We start from the raw sequence: 21,369 nt of genomic DNA on the forward strand, positions 1-21,369 counted from the left end.
CTAAGCTGCGCCTAGAATCCTTTCATCCTTTTGTATCATACAAATTAAAAATATATCTTATATACAATCTATGCGGATTATATATTATGCTCATACACTTCTTTATAGCGTGCATATCTTTTCATATACTCTTCCCTTTTTTCTCTCCTTGGATAGATTACTTCACCGATCTCACTGTTAAACTGGTCCAGGCTGTTTATACCTCCTCCCAACTCTAGTGCCAGTGCAGCTCCACCCATCAGGGACATTTGCTTTTCCTTGGAGCATTCCATTTCTCTTCCAAAGATATCACAGCACATTTGTGTCCACATTTTTGAATTAAGTATACCTCCAGATAGCTTTATCTTATCAGGTTCCTTATCTTCTTTGCATAACACCTCATAGCACTGATACAGGTTAAAGATAACTCCTTCAATAGTACTATAATATAGCTCCAAGTTAGAATGCTGACTATTCATATCATAAAAAGATGCTTTTCTTCCATCATTCCATCCAGGGCAGCGTTCTCCATACAAGAATGGAAGAAATATTGGTTTATCTTTCATATCAAGATTTTGTATTTCCATATCCTCATAGGCAGTACCAGATGGGAAATACTTATCCTTTAACCAATCAACGCAGTTACAGGCTCCAGAGGTAGCTGCTCCACTAAGCCAGCTAACTGGTGATAAATAGCACCAGGTACTAGGAGGATCAGGAATAACCGGCTTAGAGGTTGACATTCGCAGAGCAGCACTGGTTCCTATGGATAGGGTCATAACACCATCTTTAAGCGCTCCAGCTCCAACTTGATTTAAGGCTCCATCAGGCTGAGCAGTTAACACTGGTATTCCAGCCTTAAGACCAAGAAGCTCTGCTCCTTCCTTTGAAAGAGGCCTTAGCTCACGATAGGTTGTAACTCTTCCCAACTGATTTTTATTGATTCCTAAAAGATCAAGAACCTCCTGAGATAGCTCCTTTGAATGTATATCTAGTAGCCCTGATCCTGATGCCATGCTTTCTGAAAGAAGAAATTCTCCCGTAAGACGATAGTAATTATATGTACCCTGACCCATGAAATGATAATCCGATAGCTTTAATCCCTGGTTTTGCAAATCCATTAGTTTAAATACAGGATATATGGCATTAACCATGCATCCGGTGGTGTTATAAAACCATTTTGTAAAATCTTTATCCTTTCTGAGCTTCTGAGCGATATAAGAAGCTTCTGTGTGAGCCCAGGTAAAGGATTTTGTCACTGGTTTAAACTTCTTATCACAGGCAAATACACTATGCCATGTACCAGAAATTGCAATCATATCTATAGACTTATCTTTTGACACCTTTTTACCTGCTTCAATAGTTCGCAGAAAAACCTGCTCCGGATCCTGTATGCTTATATTGCCACACTTTCCATCATATTGCTCTGTAATTATTTCACAAACACCCTCAGTGTCGCTATACAGCATAGCCTTTGCTGATGAGGTACTAGATTCTAATACAAGAATTTGCATATTATTGCTCCCCCATACTGATATTCATACTATATCCTATTATCTATTTAAGTAGCCGCCATCCACAGGGATTACTGCACCATTGAGATAATCTGATGCTTTGGAGGAAAGGAATACTACTGTTCCCTTCATATCATCAGGAGTACCCCAGCGTCCTGCAGGAATTCTGCTTAAAATCTCATTGTTTCTAACAGGGTCTTGTATAAGTCCTGTGTTCATATCTGTAGCCATATATCCCGGAGCAATGGCATTTATATTTATATTCTTTCCTGCTAGCTCATTAGCAAAAGCCTTAGTAAACTGTGCTACACCACCCTTACTAGCTGCATAGGCTGGTACAGTATAGCCTCCAAAGAAGCTTAGCATGGATGCAATATTAACTATTTTTCCTCCACCATTTTTTAAGAATTCTCTTACGGCCAGCTGACACAATGCGAAGGCTGCTGTAAGATTTATATCTAAAACAAAATTCCAGTCCTCTAATGGGAATTCTTCACACTTGTGACGGCGCTGAACTCCAGCACCATTAACTAGAATATCAAGGCCTCCCATTTTTTCAACAGCTTCGGAGAAGGCCTTTTCTCTAGCCTCTCTATCACCGATATTTACTCTGATGCCATGGCACTTATAGCCCTTATTAGTATACTCCTCAGCCACTGCTTCTGTAGCTGGTGATAGATCCAAGATAGTTACCTCTACACCTGCCTCCATAAGTCCTTCTGCCATACCTCTGCTTAATCCCTGAGCCGCACCAGTGACAATAGCTTTCTTTCCTGATATATCAAATATATTCATATTACGATCCCCTTTCATAAATCAATTGTTTCAAATCGTTTTACCATTAATTCTAAGATAGTTACTCATACATAGGGTCAAGAACTGCTAGGTCATAGCTCCTACTTTCAGGAGTAAAGGCTGCCAAAGCCCAGAAATATGCATTTCTAGTAGAAGGGCTAGCTACTGTGGGATGATAGCCACGAGGAGCCAGTATCATGGTACCAGAATGTACAACATGAGCTACCACATCCTCTACCTCTCCGCTTTTAAGATAGCTGAGATGCAGACCAAACTCTGGGTATGGCATATCAAAATAACAATAAGCTTCTTCTAAATCCTTTTCATGCTGATGTGGAGGCCAGCTTGTCCAGGTTCCTGTTCCTCCCCAAGTTAATCCACAGATGAGCCTTGAGGCTGGTGTCTTTGGATCTAGAGTAAACATAACCTCTCTCTGTCCTGCTCCTGAGCCATGAATCTGATGTATATCACCAATAGGTAGAGAAATATCAAATTTTCTGAAGGAGGCTTCTCCTATTCCAGAGTATTCTGCTCCTGCTATATAGAATATACAATCACCAATAGCCTCAATCTTCACAGAGTTTTCAGCTGGTATATAGAAGGCATCAAATTTATCCATGGTAGTATCCAAAAGAGGATTCCCAGAAATTGTAGCCTTTCCTGATATTAAAACAGCATTCATTTCCAGATTCTTAGCTTCTAAAGTATAAGCCTGTCCAGCTAGTAGATTTAAACGATAAATGTGTATAGCACTGCAATCAGCTTTTCCTGGTACTATAACCTCATGAAACCCTGGCTCCTCACTGGAGTTAAACTTCCATTTTTTTAATCTATCAACATTTTCATTATTCATTATCACTCATCACCTCAATTTTTTCTTAGGTTATCTACAGAAATAAGGAACTAATCTGCGGGAAGAATACACAGAGATACAGTACAATCATAAAACCGATATAGTAAGGAATTTCCCCTCTCACAATATCTCCAACCTTTAGCTTAGAGATACTCGCTGCTGCAAATATGTTAACAGCAACAGGAGGGTCCATAGTTCCTAATACATTGGACAAGGAAACAATCATTCCAAAGTAAACTGGGTCAATGCCTAGACTTTGTGCAATTGGCCAAAATATTGGAACTAAAAGAACTGCTGTTGCAATTCCTTCAAGGAAGGTACCAAATATCTGCAGGATAATACAAACAAGGAAAGCAAATAATATAGGAGATAGATTCATTCCTAAAACCCAGTTAACAACTTCAGTGGAAGCACCGGAGAAGGTGAAAACCCATGAGAAGGCTGTTGAGCTTGCTATTATAAACAGCACTAAAGCGCTGCTCTTTGCTGAGTCAAGAAATATAGGTATTACATGACTAGGCTTCAATTCTCTATATACAAACATTCCTACTATAAAGGAATATACAACAGCTACAGCAGCAGATTCAGTAGGAGTCATTATGCCAGAGTAAATTCCTCCAAGTATTATTACGGGACAAAAAATCGCTGGAAGAGCCTTTATCACTGATGAAAAGAGACTCTTTACATTTATCTTTTTGTTGCTCTTAGGCCAGTTTTCCTTCTTTGCTAAAAAAGCAGTAATACCGCAAAGCATAACTATAAGAATTCCACCCCATATAACCCCCGCCTTAAACATGTCTCCAACAGAGGTATTAGTCATGGTGCAGTATATTACCATGATGATACTTGGAGGAATTATAGGACCAAGACCGCCTGATACAGTGAGAAGACCAGCAGCTCTCTTTTCAGGATAGCCAAGCTTCTTCATTTCTGGATAGAAAATAGAACCTATAGCAAGAACTGTTGCTGGTGCAGAGCCTGATAGGGCTGCAAAGAATGCACAGGCAAATATTACAGCATAGGCCATTCCACCTCTAATATTTCCGCATATATCATTGCACAGCTCGCAAAGCCTTCGGGAAATACCTCCCTGAGTCATGATATTTCCGGCAAGGATAAAGAAAGGTATTGCCATAGTAGATGTGGAATCCAGAGCTGTAAACATTCTCTGAGCAACTACAGCTAGTGGTATATCAAAGGGTAATACAGCGGCCATAGTAGCTGCTCCAACAGCCATGGAAATTGGCACACCGATAATCATAAGTACCGCCATTACTCCAATTAAAATAAATACTGTATTCATACTACACCTCACCTTCCTTTCTTGGTTTAAATAAATCAATTATCATTACTATCAATGAAAATCCCTGTACTGCAACAATAATAGAAAATGCAAAAGGAAGGGCAAAGTATGGCACACACATAGGTATTCCCAATCCTGGGGTCATCTGTCCATTATTAACCTGATTCATTACAAGTTCAAAAGAAGTTACTAATATAATTGCTGAAAATACTACTGTTATTAGCTTTGCAATAATAAGAATACATTGTTTTGCTATTCCTTTAAATTTATTAGTGAAGGCAACAATTGATAATTGGGTTCCGTCTCTCAGACCTGCTTCAGCTCCTAGTAGCGCCATGTATACCATGCAGTATCTAGCAAGCTCCTCAAACCAGGATACACCTGCATGGACAAAATTACGATTAACTACCTGGGCAAAGGATGTTAGTACCATAATTATAAAAGCAAGGATCATGATAGCATCTTCAATTTTCTGCAAATATTGTAGGTATTTTTTCATGTAATCCATTTCCTCCTTTTCACTATATAACCAAGGGGAGGATGCTAAAGCATCCTCTCCAAATTATCTATCTTGTGAACTATTTACCTGCCTCAATCATCTTTAACCAATCTTGATTAAGATTAACCTTTGTACCTTCTAGTGCTGCATCCATTTTTTCCTTAATAGTATCTTTATCAATATCATAGAAGGTTACTCCAAGCTTCTTAAGCTCATCCACAGCTTCCTCATTAGCCTCTACCAGATATTGACGCTGAGCTTCGCAGCCTTTCTTTACTGCTTCTACGAAAGGTTCCTTGAGATCATCAGGAATCTTATTCCATGCAGTATCAGAAACACCGATACCTATAAATACAAATAAATGATCTGTATAGGTTATGTGTGGAGTTACGTCATAGAAGTTATTAGTAAGCACATTAGCTACAGCATTTTCACCAGCCTCAATGGTCTTTTGTTGAAGGGCTGTGAACTGATCACCAGCTGCCATAGGAGTTGCTATCGCTCCAATAGCATTAAATGCAGCGATATGAGTATCGTTTTCCATGGTCCTAATCTTTAAACCTTCAAAATCTTCAATTGTCTCAATTGGTCTGCTGGAAAATACATTTCTAAAGCCTGATTCCATCCAGCCTACCATATGTATGCCCATTGCTTCTGCCTTTTCTGCAATAGCATCTCCCAGTTCTCCATCAATAACACTATGTGCCTCTTCTGCAGTAGCAAAGAGATATGGCTGATCCAAAACCTTCATTTCTGGAATGAAGGCAGACATAACAGAGTTAGCTGCTGTTGTAATATCAATAGTTCCCATTGATGCACCTTCCCAGCAATCTCTTTCATTACCTAACTGGCTGTTTGGATAAATAGATATCTTGATTTTTCCGTCAGTGGCTGCATCCACCTCTTCTGCAATCTTTTGTGCTCCCTTATAATAGTTACTGGTTTCACTATCTACCATGGCAAATTTTAGATTGATAACCCCTTCTTCATCTGAGCCAGCTTCCTTTCCGCAACCACTAAAAAAGGCTACCATTATTATCATAGCAATACATAGTGAGATAATTTTCTTACCAAATTTCATAAATATACCCCCGTAATATTATTTTATTTCAACTCCATGAGTGGAGTTTAAATACTTAGTTTTCCTGCAATTATTTATTCACGATAAAAGGACATTCTCTGCCGGATAAAACATCAATTAAGTTAGTTACCGCTGCTTGACCCATCTTATTCGTTGCCTCCTGGGTATGGGCACCGGTATGTGGAGTAACTACAACATTATCTAAGGTAAACAGAGGAGAATCCTTTGGCGGCTCCTCTTCAAAAGCATCGAGACCTAATCCACCTAATTTCTTATCTACCAATGCCTCATAAGCTGCTTCCTCATCAATGATTCCTCCTCTTGAGGTATTGATTAAAATAGCATTATCTTTCATCAGCTTAAGGGTTTCTTTATTTATTAAATGTCTAGTATCATTATTTAAAGGAAGATGAAGACTAATAACATCTGCTTTACTGAGCACCTCTTCAAGGGGAAGGGCATCTATTTTATTTTCTCTGCAGAATTTCTCATTTATAAAAGGATCATAAGCAATAATTTTCATGTTAAAGCTCTGAGAACACCTAGCAACAACCTTACCGATTGCACCGAGTCCTACAATACCAATAGTCTTTCCGCTTAACTCAACTCCCGTTGAACGTACCCATTGACCAGACTTAGTGTTGTTATTAAGGAAGGGCACTCTTCTAGCCAGGGATAATATTAAAGCAAAGGCGTGTTCTCCCACCGCTTCAGCATTAACTCCTGGAGTATTAGTAACAACTATTCCTTTTCTCTTGGCAGCCTCTATATCCACCCTATCGTAGCCTGCACCATACCTAGAAATCACTCTTAATCTATTACAGGAGTTAATTACAGACTCTGAAATATTGTCTAATCCAGCTATAAATCCATCACAATCTTTAAGAAGAGGGATTAGTTCTTCTTCATTTAATGGTCTTCCTTTATCATTCATCACAAGTTCATCAGCAAATTCATTTAATTTATAAAATAGCTCCGGCTGTTTTTCCGGATTTAATGAAGTTGGTGTAATTAATATCTTCATATAAAAAATCCTTCCTATATGTTAATCATCACTATTTAACTAAAGCAAGTGCTTCTTTTGTTAACTCAATAATCTTAGAAAACTCCCCATCATTTATAAGATTCTCTTTAACCATCCAGCTTCCACCACAAGCAATTATCCTATCAAACTCTAGGTATTTTGTAATGTTATCTGCATTAATACCACCGGTGGGCATAAATTTTATACCTGGAAATGGAGCCGCCAATGCCTTTATGGTATCAAGTCCACCATACTGTTTTGCAGGAAAGAATTTTACTACTGGTAAATTATATTCAAGTGCTATCATTAATTCTGTTGGTGTACATACACCAGGAAAGATAGGAATATCATTATCAATAGCAAATTCTATTATTGATCTATTAATTCCTGGCGATACTATAAATGCTGCTCCTGCATCTAGTGCCCTTTTTGCTTGCTCTAGATTTATAACTGTACCAGCTCCCACTAGCATTTCCGGGATATTCTTACTGATTTCTTTAATAGCTCCTTCAGCAGAGCTTGTACGAAATGTAATCTCCGCAATAGGTAGTCCTCCTTCACATAGAGCTTCTCCTAATTTAATGGCATCATTTACATTGTTGATAGTCACTACTGGTACTATCTTCTTTTCTTCTACCACTGATATAGCTTCTAATGGTTTCATAACTTTTTTCGCTTTGCTACAAAAGCAAAGCATCTCCTTTCATTAGCTTATTTTCAATAATAATTCATCATACAAGTTGCAACATTGTTAATCCATTGAATTGTGCACGTTTTCAAAGAGATGTCAAGAGAATTGAAAATCGGAATGTCAGTCTTTATGTCACTTATAATCTAAGACTGCTGCAAGAATAGCTAATGGTTATAGGATATATAATATAATTATTATTATAAAATTATATTATTATAATAAAACTATACTATAATCATATAAATCATTTTTACTTTCGTCATATTAACCAAAAGTCATCAGATGTATTTTCATTTAAAGATTACTGCTTAATAGATAAAATGTCAATATATATTACAAAAAATTATTATTTTTTATAATATTTATTATATTTTTTATACCTTGACAGTTATACCTTGGCTAAAATCGCAAATTCGTACTACCACTTATACTTCTTAGATATATTCCTAGGTCTAAATCTTTTCCATAAACACAAAAAAACAGCTTCAATATATCCTTAAGCTGTTTTTCAATGTACTTTTATTCTTTTTATAAATTGTAATTTAAAATTATCAACATCCTATTATCATGGAGATGTTCAACCATAGCGGTTCTTGCACCTATATAATCACGTCTCTTAATAGCTTCAGCTATTTCTCTATGGTTTTTAACTGTATGCTTCACAAGCTCATTGTGGGTGGCATCGATATTTGTTGACACTGAAGAATTAATAATAGGTATAAGCTTTTCAATTATCTTGTTTCCACTAGCCTCAGCTATATATGCATGAAACTTCATATCTTCTTCTCTATATTCTTGATTTGTATTAATCAATGACTCAACTTTTAAACACTGATCCATAATTTTATTTATCTGCTCAGAGGTAGCTTTTATTGCTGCTGCTTCTGCTATTTGTGGCTCTAACATCAATCTAGCTTCTATTAAATCTAGTGCAAGCTTACCATCCCATTCCTCAAAGGTTAAGCCTAAAGGATCTACAGGTATACCCTGCTTATCGGAAACAAAGGTGCCAGCCCCTTGCCTTATCTCCAAAATATTTCTTGACTCTAAACTCTTAATTGATTCACGGACAGTACTTCTACTAACCCCTAGCTGATTAGCCAACTCATATTCATTAACTAACCTTTCTCCTGGCTTCAAACCCTTTTCTTTTATTATATTAATTATCTGCTCAGCAACGCGTTCTGATAGGGATCCACCCATGGTTTTCTTCATAAATCATCCTCCTATTTACCGTTCCTAACCCTATGCTTTTAATATGAACGATCTAAATGGTAAGGTAGTTATACGATTTTATATAATAGTTCACCCTAATTATATAACAAAAAATAGCAAAATTCTAATATAAACAACTATGAAAGATTACCCCAACCATTATCTTCACCTTCTAATTACTTCCCTTACTATAATTCACAACTCCACGAATTATAGTAAGGTTTATTAATCTAGTACATCATTTATTCTATAAAAAAATAGAAAACCCTTTTGAGAGAATAACCTATTTATCATAAACTAAACATCAATATATCATAACCAGTTAACAGTCAACTCACAATATTACTTTAAGACTTCGTAATATCTAAACTCAACTTAATTATTCAAAATTGTAAATTCAAAAAATTCAATATATAATTATATATGTAATATAACTGTTTAAAACGTAACTATATACTAAATGTATTAGTAGTATACCAGTCATATAGCTATTTAATATTTTCAAACCCTAGGAGGTATTTTATGAATAATAGCTTAATGATTAAAAATGCTCGATTTATCGTTACCTGTGACGATGAAGACAACCTGTATGAGAACACTAATATCTTAATCAATGATGGTGTTATTACTTATATAGGTAAGAATCAATACGAAGCTGATGAAACTATAGATGCTTCTAACATGATTGTTTATCCTGGTCTAATTAACACTCATCATCATCTCTATCAAACCTTCAGTAGAAATTTACCACAGGTACAAGGCATGGAGCTTTTTCCCTGGCTGAAAACCTTATATGAAATCTGGAAGAATCTAAATGAAGAGGTTGTTTATTATAGTTCCCTTACAGGCCTGGGGGAGCTCTTAAAAACTGGCTGTACCACCTGCTTTGACCATCACTACGTCTTCCCAAATGATAACGGTACCAATCTTTTAGACAGCCAATTTGAAGCAGCAACACTCTTGGGAATCCGTATGCATGCTGCTCGAGGAAGTATGGACTTAGGTATTAAGGACGGAGGTTTACCACCAAATTCCGTGGTACAAGAGGTTGAAGCTATCCTTAAGGATTCAGAAGCTGCTATAAAAAAGCATCATAATCCTGCTCTCTATTCTATGAATCAGATTGTGCTAGCTCCCTGTTCTCCATTCAGTGTTTCTGGGACTCTTATGAAGGAAAGTGCGGCTCTTGCCAGAAAACACTGCGTTAGGCTTCACACCCATTTAGCAGAGACAAAGGACGAGGAAACCTATACTCTGTCTACCCTTGGACTCAGACCTTTAGAATATATGGAGACCTTAGGCTGGATAGGACCTGATGTATGGTTTGCTCATGGAATTCATTTTAATGATGAGGAGCTAGGTCTTCTAGCTAAAACAAAGACAGGGGTTGCTCATTGTCCTATATCCAACATGAAATTATCCTCGGGAGTGGCCAGAATCCCTGAAATGCTGTCACTAAATATACCTGTGGGTCTTGCCGTAGATGGGTCTGCCAGCAACGATGGCTCAAATCTCCTGGAGGAAATGAGAGTCTGCTATTTACTTCATCGCTTACAGTCTAGCCAAAAGGCTCCTAGCGGCTATGATATCTTAAAGATGGCTACTAATGGAGGCGCTCGTCTTCTTGGAAGGTCGGATATAGGAAGCCTTAAGCTAAACATGGCTGCAGACTTATTTATGATTGACATGAATAAAATAAGCCTCGTGGGTACCCAGCTCGATCCCAAATCCCTTTTGAGCACCGTGGGCTATAAAGGAAATGTAGACTATACCATAGTTAACGGAAGAATAGTTGTAAAGGAAGGTATGTTGACAGGAGCTGACGAGTATTCAGTGAGTGAAGCTGCAAACAAAGCTTTCACTAAGTACTTGGCGTATTAATATAAAAAGTCATATTTTGGTGCCTGTCACCAAAATATGACTTTTCCATTTTATCACTTTTTTGCGAATATCACACAATGCTGTGAACTAACTAAGGCTTATCCCACTTAATCTCTTCAAAGCCTCTTCACACTCTGAAATCATTGAGGTTATAGCTTCCTCTACTGTGGTTATCTTGTTGATCATACCTGAGATTTGTCCGGTCATCACGGAGCCAGTTTCTATATCTCCGTCGATAACTGCACGTCTTAAGGCCCCATTACCTAGTTCTTCGAATTCTTCTCTAGTGGCTCCTTGCTTCTCAAGCTCATAGAACTTGATAGTCATAGGGTTTTTGATGCCTCTTACAGAGTTACCTATGGTTCTTCCGGTAACTATGGTGTCTGCATCACCACAGTCTAATACAGCCTGCTTAAAGTTCTGGTGAACAGGACATTCGTGAGTTGCTATGAATCTGGTTCCTACCTGAACTCCTTGAGCACCTAGGGCAAAGGCTGCAGCCATTCCTCTTCCGTCTCCTATTCCTCCTGCTGCTATTACAGGGATGGAAACTGCATCTACTACCTGAGGTACTAGAGCCATGGTGGTACTCTCCCCTACGTGGCCACCGGATTCTGTTCCTTCTACCACTACAGCATCAGCACCGATAGCTTCCATCTTCTTTGCTACCTTTACATTAGGGATTACAGGAATAACAATAACTCCTGCTTCCTTCCACATCTGCATATAAGGAGCTGGAGTTCCTGCTCCGGTAGTTACAACCTTAACTCCCTCTTCAATTACCATTCTGGCAATCACTTCTTTATCAGGATGCATCAGCATTACATTAAGTCCAAAAGGCTTGTCCGTTAATTCCTTGCATCTTTTTATTTCTTCTCTTATTCTCTCAGTGGTAAAGCCTCCACTGGCTAAAATACCTAAGCCTCCCGCATTAGATACTGCTGCTGCAAGGTCTGCTGTAGCGATTTGTGCCATGGCTCCTTGGAATATTGGATATTTGATGTTTAATAGCTCTGTGATTTTCATTATTATTTTCCTCCTCTGCTTTTATAAAACTATTTCCTTCAGAAGATTTATTTTCTTATATTCAGTATTCTAATAATCGGCGCTCAAAATAAAAACTCTTATAAATAGTCATACATTCGAAATTATTATAGCATAGAGTAATGAGAATAATTATTAATTAAAAGTTAACAATTCAATTAATATCTCTAAATACTTAGACACTTTCATTATAATAAAGCACTCCTAGAGGCTTCACTTGTGAAGTGAGCCTGAAGGAGTGCTAAAACTATGAAATTAAAGGTATTATACTTATTTAATTTTTATACTCTTAACAGAACTGTTTGCTGAGTTAACTGAAGTATTCTTTTTATAAACAGCTTTAACTTTATAATAGTATGTATTTCCTGCTTTCACAGATGAATCTGTGTATCCAGATTTGCTGGTAACCTTAATCTTAGTGTATTTACCATTCTTACTTGTAGATCTATAAACCCAATACTCTGAAGCGCCCTGTACATTCTTCCACGCAACTTTAACCTTTCTTCTTACAGCCCTTGAAAGAGTTACTGTTGGGCTAGAAAGCTTACAAGTACAAGATACTACAGAGCTAGATGCTGCATGAGCAGTACTTGTTTTTGAGGATATAGCTTTTACCTTATAATAATAAGTTTTTCCTACTTTTGAAGAAGTATCAATATAGGCGGTTTTTTCCGTTACTGCGAGTCTTTTATATTCGCCATTCTTACTGGAAGCTCTATACACATAATATTTTGATGCTCCGTTTATAGATTTCCAGGTAAGCTTAATCTTTCCACTGGATGATACATTACTTGCATTAACCACTGCTCTCGGTAGCTTACAGATAGAGGATACTATGCTACTTGAAGCTGAATTTGCACCACTGTTTTTTGAATGAGCTGCTATTACTTTATAATAATAGGTATTAGCAGTTTTTGCTGATGTATCGGTATAGCTAGTTTTTTTAGTGTCTGCTAGCTTAGTATACTGTCCATTTTTACTAGTGGCTCTATAAACATAATACTTTGAAGCTCCATCTATAGCCTTCCAGGTAAGCTGAATCTTCCCAGTGGATGCTACATTGCTTGTATTAACCACTGCTCTCGGTAGCTTACAGATAGAGGATACTATGCTACTTGAAGCTGAATTTGCACCACTGTTTTTTGAATGAGCTGCTATTACTTTATAATAATAGGTATTAGCAGTTTTTGCTGATGTATCGGTATAGCTAGTTTTTTTAGTGTCTGCTAGCTTAGTATACTGTCCATTTTTACTAGTGGCTCTATAAACATAATACTTTGAAGCTCCATCTATAGCCTTCCAGGTAAGCTGAATCTTCCCACTAGAGGACACGTTGCTAGATTTCACTGTAGGTCTAGCTAAATCACAGATGCTAGATACAATTGAGCTAAATTCTGATGTAGCACTGCTGTTACTACTAGAAACAGCCTTTACCTTGTAATAGTATGTCACTCCAGCCTTGGCAGAGGTATCTGTATAGCTAGTTTTAGATGTAGTTTTTAACTTCGTATAGCTACCACTCTTACTTGTAGAACGATATATAATATACTCAGATGCCCCATCTACAGCTCCCCAAGCAAGCTTTATTTTACCATTAGAAGCTACATTACTTATGGAAACCTCTGGTGATCTTGGGCAGTTATAATGCATCTTGGCTGCCTCAAGCTCCTCATTATCTTTTCCTATTTTTATCTTATTCCATTGAGCTTTAGATCCCTCATAGTAAACATTTGAAAAATCCAGGCAGTTCCAGAAAACTCGATCTTCAATGACTTTTACTGATTTAGGTATATAAATGCTTTTAAAGTCACAGCTGCGAAAGGCTTCATATTTTATGGTTTTCACAGAGTCTCCCAGTTTTAAATAAGTAATCTCATTATTTACAAAGGCATCTTCACCTATAGTAGTTACCCCATCACCTATTATAACTTTCTTTAAGTTGCAATTACTGAAAGCCCAGTCACCAATTTCTCTGACACTATCTGGGATAACTATAGATTTAAGACCCCAACAATTTCCAAAAGCACCTTCACCTATGGTAGCAAGTCCTTCATTCAGTGCTATCTCTGAAAGCTCATAGCACTGAGAAAATGCACCTGACTCAATACTTTTTACAGTATTGGGTATGGAAATACTTTTTAGCTTAGCACAATCAAAGAAAGCACTCCTTGGAATTCTAGTCAGTCTTTTTCCAAGATCAATGCTTACAAGATTCTCACATCCACTAAAAACAGCCTCACCTAAACTCATAAGATTCTTTGGGAGGGTAACTTTCTCAAGCTTAGTACAATCAAAAAATGCAAGACCTTCAATTTTAATAACACTAGAAGGTATAGTAATAGATTTTAAGGAGGAACAATTTGAAAAGGTTGAATTACCTATCTCAGTGATTTTGGGCGGAAGCTTAACCTTTGATAGCTTAGAGCATCCATCAAATAAGCCACCATCTAGAACTGTAATAGCTTCATCAAAGACAGCAGATTTTATCTTATCTGAGTATTTAAGCCATTCCCAATACATCTGTCCTTGAAGCTGAAACATCTCCCCAGAGCCATTAAAAAGTAATCTTCCATCTTGGTATAAAAGCCATGTTATATCTTTTCCGATAATCCCAAAATCTATAGTACCACCTTTTATAGCTTCAACAGTAAAACTTCCTTCTTTTCCCATATAAGAAAGATTAATAGTATGCTTACCTAGGTTATCGAAAACATATTGGTTAACACGATAAGTATCTTTACCAATGGTATCTTCATACCACTTATCTTTTATCACTATTTTATTATTTGGTATAATTTCCTCTGATCCATCATTATAATATCCTTTAACAACTAACCCACTGATGTCCAGCTGCTCACCTAAGTAATACTTTACTTTAGATGGAGCTTGCACTACTTTAATTTTTGTAAGTCTCCTGGTGAATCCAGAGCAGACCACCTCAATACTAGCTGAAACTCCAGTATCCACAGAGGTTGCTGTAATTGTTACCTTTCCATTTTCATGCCCAGTAATAATACCCTTTTCATCTACTGAAGCAATTTCTGGATCAGAGCTTGTATAAACCGTATCTGGAAAGGATGCGTCAACTGGAATTCTTCCAATAATAAGCTCTTCAGTTGGTGAAGCTTTTGTTAGTTTTATACTGCTATTACTTATAGCTATAGATTTAGTAAGCTTTCCTGAATAAATCATACATTTAGCAGTTACACTATTATGCGATGAGCTAGCATAAATTATGGCAGTCCCTTCTCCACAAGTAGTAACGACGCCCTCACTTGTAACCACAGCTACAGCTTCATTAGAACTTGTCCAATTAATACTAGTGTCATATGCATCAGACGGCATAGCTACTGCTTTAAGCTGGAGAGAATCCCCTATTTCCATATAAGCACTTTCTTGCGAAATCTCAATATTGCTAACTGGAGTATTAACAACTATGTCGGTAGAATATAGGACTATTCCAGATTCGTTTCTAAAATAAAGTTCTGTACTTCCCCCTTTTAAGCCTTTAATAGTTACGTAATAGTGAAATTTAACTCCAGAACTTTCAATGGTACTATTTTGTTTTACATCCTCAATGGATGCAACGCTGCTATCATCTATGGTCCAGTTCCATTTTGGTACATATCTATTAAGAGTTATTTTAATGGTTATAATATTTCCGCCAACCACATAAAAACAATCACTATTATTTTCAGCTAAAACCTCATTATTATCACTTGCTATTAACTGCTCGCTTGCTATTACTTGCTCGCTTGCTTCTACCTGGACAGGTAATAATGTTATTAACATTATTACCATTAAAGCAAAACTAAATAGCCTCTTTTTCATCACTTCTCTCCTTTTAAAATAAATATATTTTTTCCCGTCTAAATATATCATATATATCTGTTTTTTGACAATTAAACCTAAAATAATACAAAAATTTTAATAAAGGCAATAATTTGAGCGATAATTATGGTAAGTAGACAATTTATAAGGCCAATTCCTTTGGATATAAAAAAGGCTGCTAATAAAGTCAGCAACCTGATAATAAGGGTATATTTATTATTTCTATAGTGTATCACTAAAGTCAAAATGTAAATCCTCTATCTATTCTATAGAATACATTTTATATTAGATTTCAACACAACTATTCAATTAACATCTTTCTTACTGACCATAATAAGCCTTAGCACCATGCTTCCTATAATAATGCTTGTCTAATAGATACTGAGGAGCTCTTGTTGCCAGGGGATTTAAGGTTAAGGTACGATAGGCCATTTCAGCAATCTTTTCAAGGACTACTCCGTTATATACAGCTTCGGAAGGGTCATTCCCCCAGGCGAAGGGTCCATGATTTTTAACTACAATCCCTGGAATCTCTAAGGGATCCTTATCCCCAATAGTATCAATAATAACCCTGCCAGTGTTCTCTTCGTAGGCTTCAGCAATCTCTTCCTCGGTCAAATTCCTTGTACAGGGGATTACCCCATGAAAGTAGTCTGCGTGAGTTGTCCCTAGAGGAGGAATATCTATACCAGCTTGTGCAAAGGTTACTCCATATACAGAATGAGTATGGACAATTCCTCCAATGGAAGGATATGCTCTATACAAGGCTATATGAGTAGCTGTATCAGAGGAGGGCTTAAGATCGCCCTCCACCACTTCACCCTCAAGGTTGAGAACTACCATATCCTCGGCCTTCAAATCCTCATAAGCTATTCCGCTAGGCTTTATAACTACCAGTCCCTGGTCTCTATCTATTCCACTGACATTTCCCCAGGTATATATAACCATATTCTTTTGGACAAGCTCCATATTAGCCAAGTAAACCTGCTGCTTTAATGCTTCTACCATAGCTCCTCCTTTATACTTGTCTATTTATTCATTGTTATAAAAATCAATAAGCTATCTTTTCTTAATCCCAGCCTTTATAGACTTAAGCCTCTTCATAACATCATTTTCTCCCCTACCAAAGTAGTCATGGAGGATTTTGTATTCTTCATAGAGCTTTTTATAAACCTCAACATTTTCAGGGATAGGAGTATAAAATTCCTCCTTCACCCTTCCCATAACCTTTGCAGCTTCAAAGATTGAATCATAACCACCCTTTTCTCTCCCTGCTGCTACGGCACCAAACATTGCTGCTCCCAGAGCTGGGGTCTGATCTGAAGCGGATATTTTTATGGGCTTGTTAGTAACATCGGCATATATCTGCATCATCAGCTTATTCTTCCAGGCAATACCTCCACAAGCATAAAGCTCATTAACAGGAACCCCTGATGCTTCAAAGGCTTCTATAATTCTATTTTGTCCGTATGCTATAGCTTCAATTAAGGCTCTATAAATCTCCTCTGGCTTTGTAGCCAGGGTTAGCCCAAGAATCATCCCTGTTAAATCAACATCCACCAGTACTGAACGATTTCCATTCCACCAGTCCAGAGCCATAAGACCGCTTTCTCCAGGACGAAGCTTGGAAGCCTCCTCTGTAAGATATTCATGGACCCCAATTCCTCTTCTGTCTGCATCCTCACGAACATATGGAGGTATACATTGCTCTACTAACCATTGAAAGTGATCTCCTACACAGGACTGGCCCGCCTCATAGCCATAAAAGCCAGGGAGCACTCCATCCTCTACCACACCACACATTCCAGGAACTATTTTTTCTTCCTCTCCTAAAAGGATGTTACAGGTAGAAGTGCCGATAATCATCAGCATCTTTCCAGGCTCTGTGATTCCCACCGCAGGAAGAGATACATGGGCGTCAACATTTGCTATACCTACAGCAGTTCCAGAATTGAGCCCTATCTTTAATGCCATCTCCTCTGTTAGCTCTCCTGCCTTCTGACCTAAAGAATATATATCCCCAGCAAGCTTTTCTTCCACAACCCCTTCAAGTCGAGTATCTAGAGCTTTAAAGAAGCCCTTAGAAGGATAGCCTTCTTTTTTATGCCACATAGCCTTATAGCCTGCAGTACAGCTGTTTCTCTTAAGAACTCCGCATAGCTCCATGGTAACCCAATCAGCAGCTTCCATAAATCCTGCAGCCTCCTGATAAATTTCCGGAGCCTCATCTAGAATCTGCATAATCTTTGGGAACATCCACTCAGAGGATATCTTGCCACCATATCTCCCTAAGAACTCCTCTCCCCTCTCCTCTGCAACCACATTAAGCTTATTGGCCTCATATTGAGCTGCGTGATGCTTCCAAAGCTTAATCCAGGAATGGGGATTGCCCTTTAAATCCTCTCTAAAGCATAAAGGTTTTCCACTTTTATCTACGGGCAGCATAGTACAGGCAGTAAAATCTATAGCAAGTCCTATAACCTGCTCCTTATCTATTCCAGAAAGTCTTATAACCTCTGGAATAGTACTCTCTAAAACCTCAATATAATCTAAAGGATGCTGAAGAGCCCAGTCTGGTTCTAAAATAGTTCCATCAGGAAGGCACTGATCCATGACCCCGTGAGTATACTCCTTCACAGCCTGAGCTATTATATTTCCAGTGTCCACCTCCACCAGGACTGCTCTCCCTGATTGAGTTCCATAATCTACTCCTATGGAATATTTCTTACTCATAAAGCTTCAATCCCTTCCTCTTATTTAAAGGCAACGCCATTCCATCTTAATTCCTTTTTGAGGCTGCTTATGGTAGTATTCTTATCTATAACCACAGCTTCGATACCCATGGCTTCTGCCCAATGAACCATTTGCTCTACAGAGAGGTCATAGCTAAATGCCGTATGATGAGCTCCTCCTGCTAAGATCCAAGCTTCTGCTCCAGTGATAAGATTTGGCTCTGGTGTCCAGAAGGCTGTAGCAACGGGAAGCTTTGGCATTGGTTTTTCTACCCTCTTGCAGTTAACGGCATTTATGATGAGCCTAAAACGATTACCTAAGTCCACTAATGAAGCTGCAACTCCTGGGCCTTCCTTGGAGGTAAATACAAGTCTTGCTGGATCTTCTCTGTTACCCATGGACAGTGGCGATACCTTTACTCCAATCTTACCCTCTGCTATGGTTGGGCATATTTCCAGCATATGAGACTGAAGTATTCCTTCCTTACCAGGTACAAAATTATAGGTGTAATCCTCCATAAATGAGGTTCCCTTGGCATCCTTCATTCCTGCAGTCATAAGCTTCATAAGTCTTAATAGGGCAGCGGTCTTCCAATCACCTTCTCCTCCAAAGCCATAGCCCTTTTCCATTAGCCTTTGAATAGCTAGGCCTGGGAGCTGCTTTAATGCACCAAGATCACCAAAATGGGTAACAATGGCCTGATAGTTCTTTTCTATCAAAAATCTTTCGAAGCCTAGTTCTATCTGTGCTTGGACAGCTACATGGTTTTTAAACTCCTGAGGATCTCTTCCCTCTAGTAAAATATCGTATTTGCTGTAATACTCCTCTACAAGAGCGTCTGTATCTCCCTTGGAAACATCAGCTACGTACTCAGCAATTTCATTAACAGGATAGGCATCAATTTCCCAGCCAAACTTTATCTGAGCTTCAACCTTGTCTCCTTCTGTTACTGCAACATTTCTCATATTATCAGCAATTCTTACCACGCGAATATGGCTGCTTTCCATGACCCCTATGGCTGTCCTCATCCAGGAGGCAACTCTACTAACCACCCTTTCATGGCTCCAGTGCCCTACTACTATTTCTCTCTCAATACCCATTCGACTTACTATGTGACCATATTCTCTATCCCCATGAGCTGATTGATTCTCATTCATAAAATCCATATCTATAGAATCATAAGGTATTTCCTGATTAAACTGAGTATGAAGATGGAGAAGTGGCTTCCTAAACTCTTGAAGTCCAAGTATCCAGGACTTTGCCGGGGAAAAGGTATGCATCCAGGTTATAACTCCTGCACATTCCTCATCACCATTAGCCTCATTAAAGGTTTTTCTTATGGTACTGCTATCTATTAATGTAGGCTTTAAAACAATCTCATAGGGTAATATTCCTGATTTATTCAAGGCTTCAACAATTATTCTTGAATGCTCCGCTACATTCCTTAAGCAGGTTTCTCCATAGAGGTCCTGAGATCCCGTGGCAAACCAAAATTTATATTTCTTTAATTTAATCATCCTAACCCTCCTTAATGTCAATTATCCTTCTTCATTGCTTTCACTGCTTAAACTTCCTCGATGAATATATAAATATCTTAAAGAAGTATATAAAAGCATAATTCCTGCAGCAAAAAAAACACATATAGCTACAATAATTAAGAGCTCATTTGTCAATGGTTTATTTTTATAATCCTCTAAAAGCCCATAGACCAAATATAATAAATAAGCTCCAGCAAATGCCCTAAGATAGTAACTGCCTTTATTCACTTCTTTTCTTTTATCCTTATCTATTGGTATCACTCCTGTCTAATCCTAATAATTGTGCTCAGCAATATTTTCAATAATTTTTGTCACAGAACCACGATGACATATTTCAGGCTTAAACTCATAGGTAGCAGAAAATGCTCTATCCTCTATCAAAGCAAGAAGATTCTCTGCCACCTTTTTCCCAAGCCTCTTCATTGGATGAATAATGCTAGTCAAAGGCACCATACAGAGCTCAGCTGCATCAGAATTATCTATACTTATTAAGGATAGCTTGTCAGGCACAACTATATCATTTTGATGACAGATAATCTCAAGATCACTGGCTACGGAATCGTTATAGCAGAGACATGCAGTGCAGGATTTCAGCCTTCTTAAGATGCGCTTTTCTTCCTTCAGAAGATTCCTCTGATCATCGGAGTCAATCCAGATAATGCTCTCATCATTTATCTCTGCTTTAGCCTCCTTCATCGCCTTCATATAACCCTTATACCTTAAATGTCCCTGACCATCGTCTGATTTAAATATCCCTCCAATATTTCTATGCCCTGCTTCTAAAAGATGCTTTACTGCAGTATAGCCAGCCATATCATCATTAATTGAAACATGAGGAATAGGTAGATTAGAGTAAAAGCTGTTAAAGAATATTGTAGGTATATTCCTATCCATTAGCTCTTTGTATATTAGGTAATCCACCTTAGGAATTGCACTCTTCGTAGGCTCGATGATAAGTCCATCTATATCACCAGAATCAATTAGCTTTCTTATGATAGCTTCTTCCTTATCCACAGAATTCTGAGTAAACATGATTTGAACTCTATATCCCTTGTTTAAAAGCACCTTCTGCATTCCTTCAATAGTCTTAGGAAATATATAGTCATTAACATAGGTGCTGATGATTGCAATGTTTTTACTTCCTTTATCTTTTTTAAGAGCTCTATCACTTATATAATTACCGCTACCATGCTTTGAGTTAACTATTCCTTCCTTCACCAGAAAGCTAATGGCATGGCGAACAGTTTGACGGCTTATAGAAAACATTTCACTGAGCTTATTCTCGGAAATAAGCTTATCATTGGGCTTAAGCTCTCCCTTGTGCACCTTTTCCTTAATCCAATCTACCAAAATCTGATATTTATATTCACTGGCCATGAAAAGTCTCC

General features: G+C 37.8%; 17 protein-coding genes. 1 reads left to right on the plus strand and 16 read right to left on the minus strand.

Features of this window, described 5'->3' with window-relative positions; genetic code table 11:
- Window positions 1–77 precede the first annotated feature (77 nt).
- The 9 genes from ACPWSR_RS03690 to ACPWSR_RS03730 form a co-directional block, all read right to left on the minus strand.
- On the minus strand, window positions 78–1,493 hold the full coding sequence (locus tag ACPWSR_RS03690; protein WP_426350354.1) for a gluconokinase: 1,416 nt from the start codon (window positions 1,491–1,493) through the stop codon (window positions 78–80).
- Between the two features lie 39 nt (window positions 1,494–1,532).
- The gene (locus ACPWSR_RS03695; RefSeq protein WP_426350355.1) at window positions 1,533–2,288 is read right to left on the minus strand and encodes an SDR family oxidoreductase; all 756 of its coding nucleotides are present in this window, start codon (window positions 2,286–2,288) and stop codon (window positions 1,533–1,535) included.
- 61 nt (window positions 2,289–2,349) lie between these two features.
- Window positions 2,350–3,141, minus strand: a complete 792-nt coding sequence (locus tag ACPWSR_RS03700; protein ID WP_426350356.1) for a 5-deoxy-glucuronate isomerase — start codon at window positions 3,139–3,141, stop codon at window positions 2,350–2,352.
- Window positions 3,142–3,175: 34 nt separating this feature from the next.
- Window positions 3,176–4,444 carry a TRAP transporter large permease gene (locus ACPWSR_RS03705; RefSeq protein ID WP_426350357.1) on the minus strand — a complete coding sequence of 423 codons (1,269 nt, stop codon included), beginning with the start codon at window positions 4,442–4,444 and terminating at the stop codon, window positions 3,176–3,178.
- A 1-nt stretch (window position 4,445) separates the two neighbouring features.
- Window positions 4,446–4,943, minus strand: a complete 498-nt coding sequence (locus tag ACPWSR_RS03710) for a TRAP transporter small permease (RefSeq protein WP_426350358.1) — start codon at window positions 4,941–4,943, stop codon at window positions 4,446–4,448.
- 79 nt (window positions 4,944–5,022) lie between these two features.
- Window positions 5,023–6,024, minus strand: a complete 1,002-nt coding sequence (locus ACPWSR_RS03715) for a TRAP transporter substrate-binding protein (protein ID WP_426350359.1) — start codon at window positions 6,022–6,024, stop codon at window positions 5,023–5,025.
- 70 nt (window positions 6,025–6,094) lie between these two features.
- Window positions 6,095–7,048, minus strand: a complete 954-nt coding sequence (locus tag ACPWSR_RS03720; protein WP_426350360.1) for a phosphoglycerate dehydrogenase — start codon at window positions 7,046–7,048, stop codon at window positions 6,095–6,097.
- 31 nt (window positions 7,049–7,079) lie between these two features.
- On the minus strand, window positions 7,080–7,712 hold the full coding sequence (eda, locus tag ACPWSR_RS03725; RefSeq protein WP_426350361.1) for a bifunctional 4-hydroxy-2-oxoglutarate aldolase/2-dehydro-3-deoxy-phosphogluconate aldolase: 633 nt from the start codon (window positions 7,710–7,712) through the stop codon (window positions 7,080–7,082).
- A 555-nt stretch (window positions 7,713–8,267) separates the two neighbouring features.
- Window positions 8,268–8,954, minus strand: coding sequence for a FadR/GntR family transcriptional regulator (locus ACPWSR_RS03730; RefSeq protein ID WP_426350362.1), 687 nt, complete (start codon window positions 8,952–8,954; stop codon window positions 8,268–8,270).
- A gap of 522 nt (window positions 8,955–9,476) precedes the next feature.
- On the opposite strand from ACPWSR_RS03730, the gene ACPWSR_RS03735 reads away from it, so the two are divergent.
- A complete protein-coding gene (locus tag ACPWSR_RS03735) occupies window positions 9,477–10,835 on the plus strand; it encodes an 8-oxoguanine deaminase (RefSeq protein ID WP_426350363.1) in 1,359 nt (452 codons plus the stop codon).
- An 87-nt stretch (window positions 10,836–10,922) separates the two neighbouring features.
- On the opposite strand, the gene ACPWSR_RS03740 is transcribed toward ACPWSR_RS03735, so the two are convergent.
- The 7 genes from ACPWSR_RS03740 to ACPWSR_RS03770 form a co-directional block, all read right to left on the minus strand.
- On the minus strand, window positions 10,923–11,861 hold the full coding sequence (locus ACPWSR_RS03740) for a DUF561 domain-containing protein (RefSeq protein WP_426350364.1): 939 nt from the start codon (window positions 11,859–11,861) through the stop codon (window positions 10,923–10,925).
- A gap of 288 nt (window positions 11,862–12,149) precedes the next feature.
- The gene (locus ACPWSR_RS03745) at window positions 12,150–15,710 is read right to left on the minus strand and encodes a leucine-rich repeat protein (RefSeq protein ID WP_426350365.1); all 3,561 of its coding nucleotides are present in this window, start codon (window positions 15,708–15,710) and stop codon (window positions 12,150–12,152) included.
- Between the two features lie 321 nt (window positions 15,711–16,031).
- Entirely contained in the window at window positions 16,032–16,718 is a 687-nt protein-coding gene (locus ACPWSR_RS03750) for an L-ribulose-5-phosphate 4-epimerase (protein ID WP_426350366.1), read from the minus strand.
- 51 nt (window positions 16,719–16,769) lie between these two features.
- On the minus strand, window positions 16,770–18,443 hold the full coding sequence (locus tag ACPWSR_RS03755) for a ribulokinase (RefSeq protein WP_426350367.1): 1,674 nt from the start codon (window positions 18,441–18,443) through the stop codon (window positions 16,770–16,772).
- 20 nt (window positions 18,444–18,463) lie between these two features.
- On the minus strand, window positions 18,464–19,960 hold the full coding sequence (gene araA, locus ACPWSR_RS03760; RefSeq protein WP_426350368.1) for an L-arabinose isomerase: 1,497 nt from the start codon (window positions 19,958–19,960) through the stop codon (window positions 18,464–18,466).
- Between the two features lie 21 nt (window positions 19,961–19,981).
- Complete coding sequence (locus ACPWSR_RS03765) at window positions 19,982–20,242, minus strand: hypothetical protein (RefSeq protein WP_426350369.1); 261 nt, start codon at window positions 20,240–20,242, stop codon at window positions 19,982–19,984.
- 12 nt (window positions 20,243–20,254) lie between these two features.
- The gene (locus ACPWSR_RS03770; RefSeq protein WP_426350370.1) at window positions 20,255–21,358 is read right to left on the minus strand and encodes a GntR family transcriptional regulator; all 1,104 of its coding nucleotides are present in this window, start codon (window positions 21,356–21,358) and stop codon (window positions 20,255–20,257) included.
- Window positions 21,359–21,369: the final 11 nt, after the last annotated feature.

The organism is Alloiococcus sp. CFN-8 (genome assembly GCF_049943125.1).
Lineage (GTDB): Bacteria > Bacillota > Clostridia > Clostridiales > Clostridiaceae > JAEXZL01.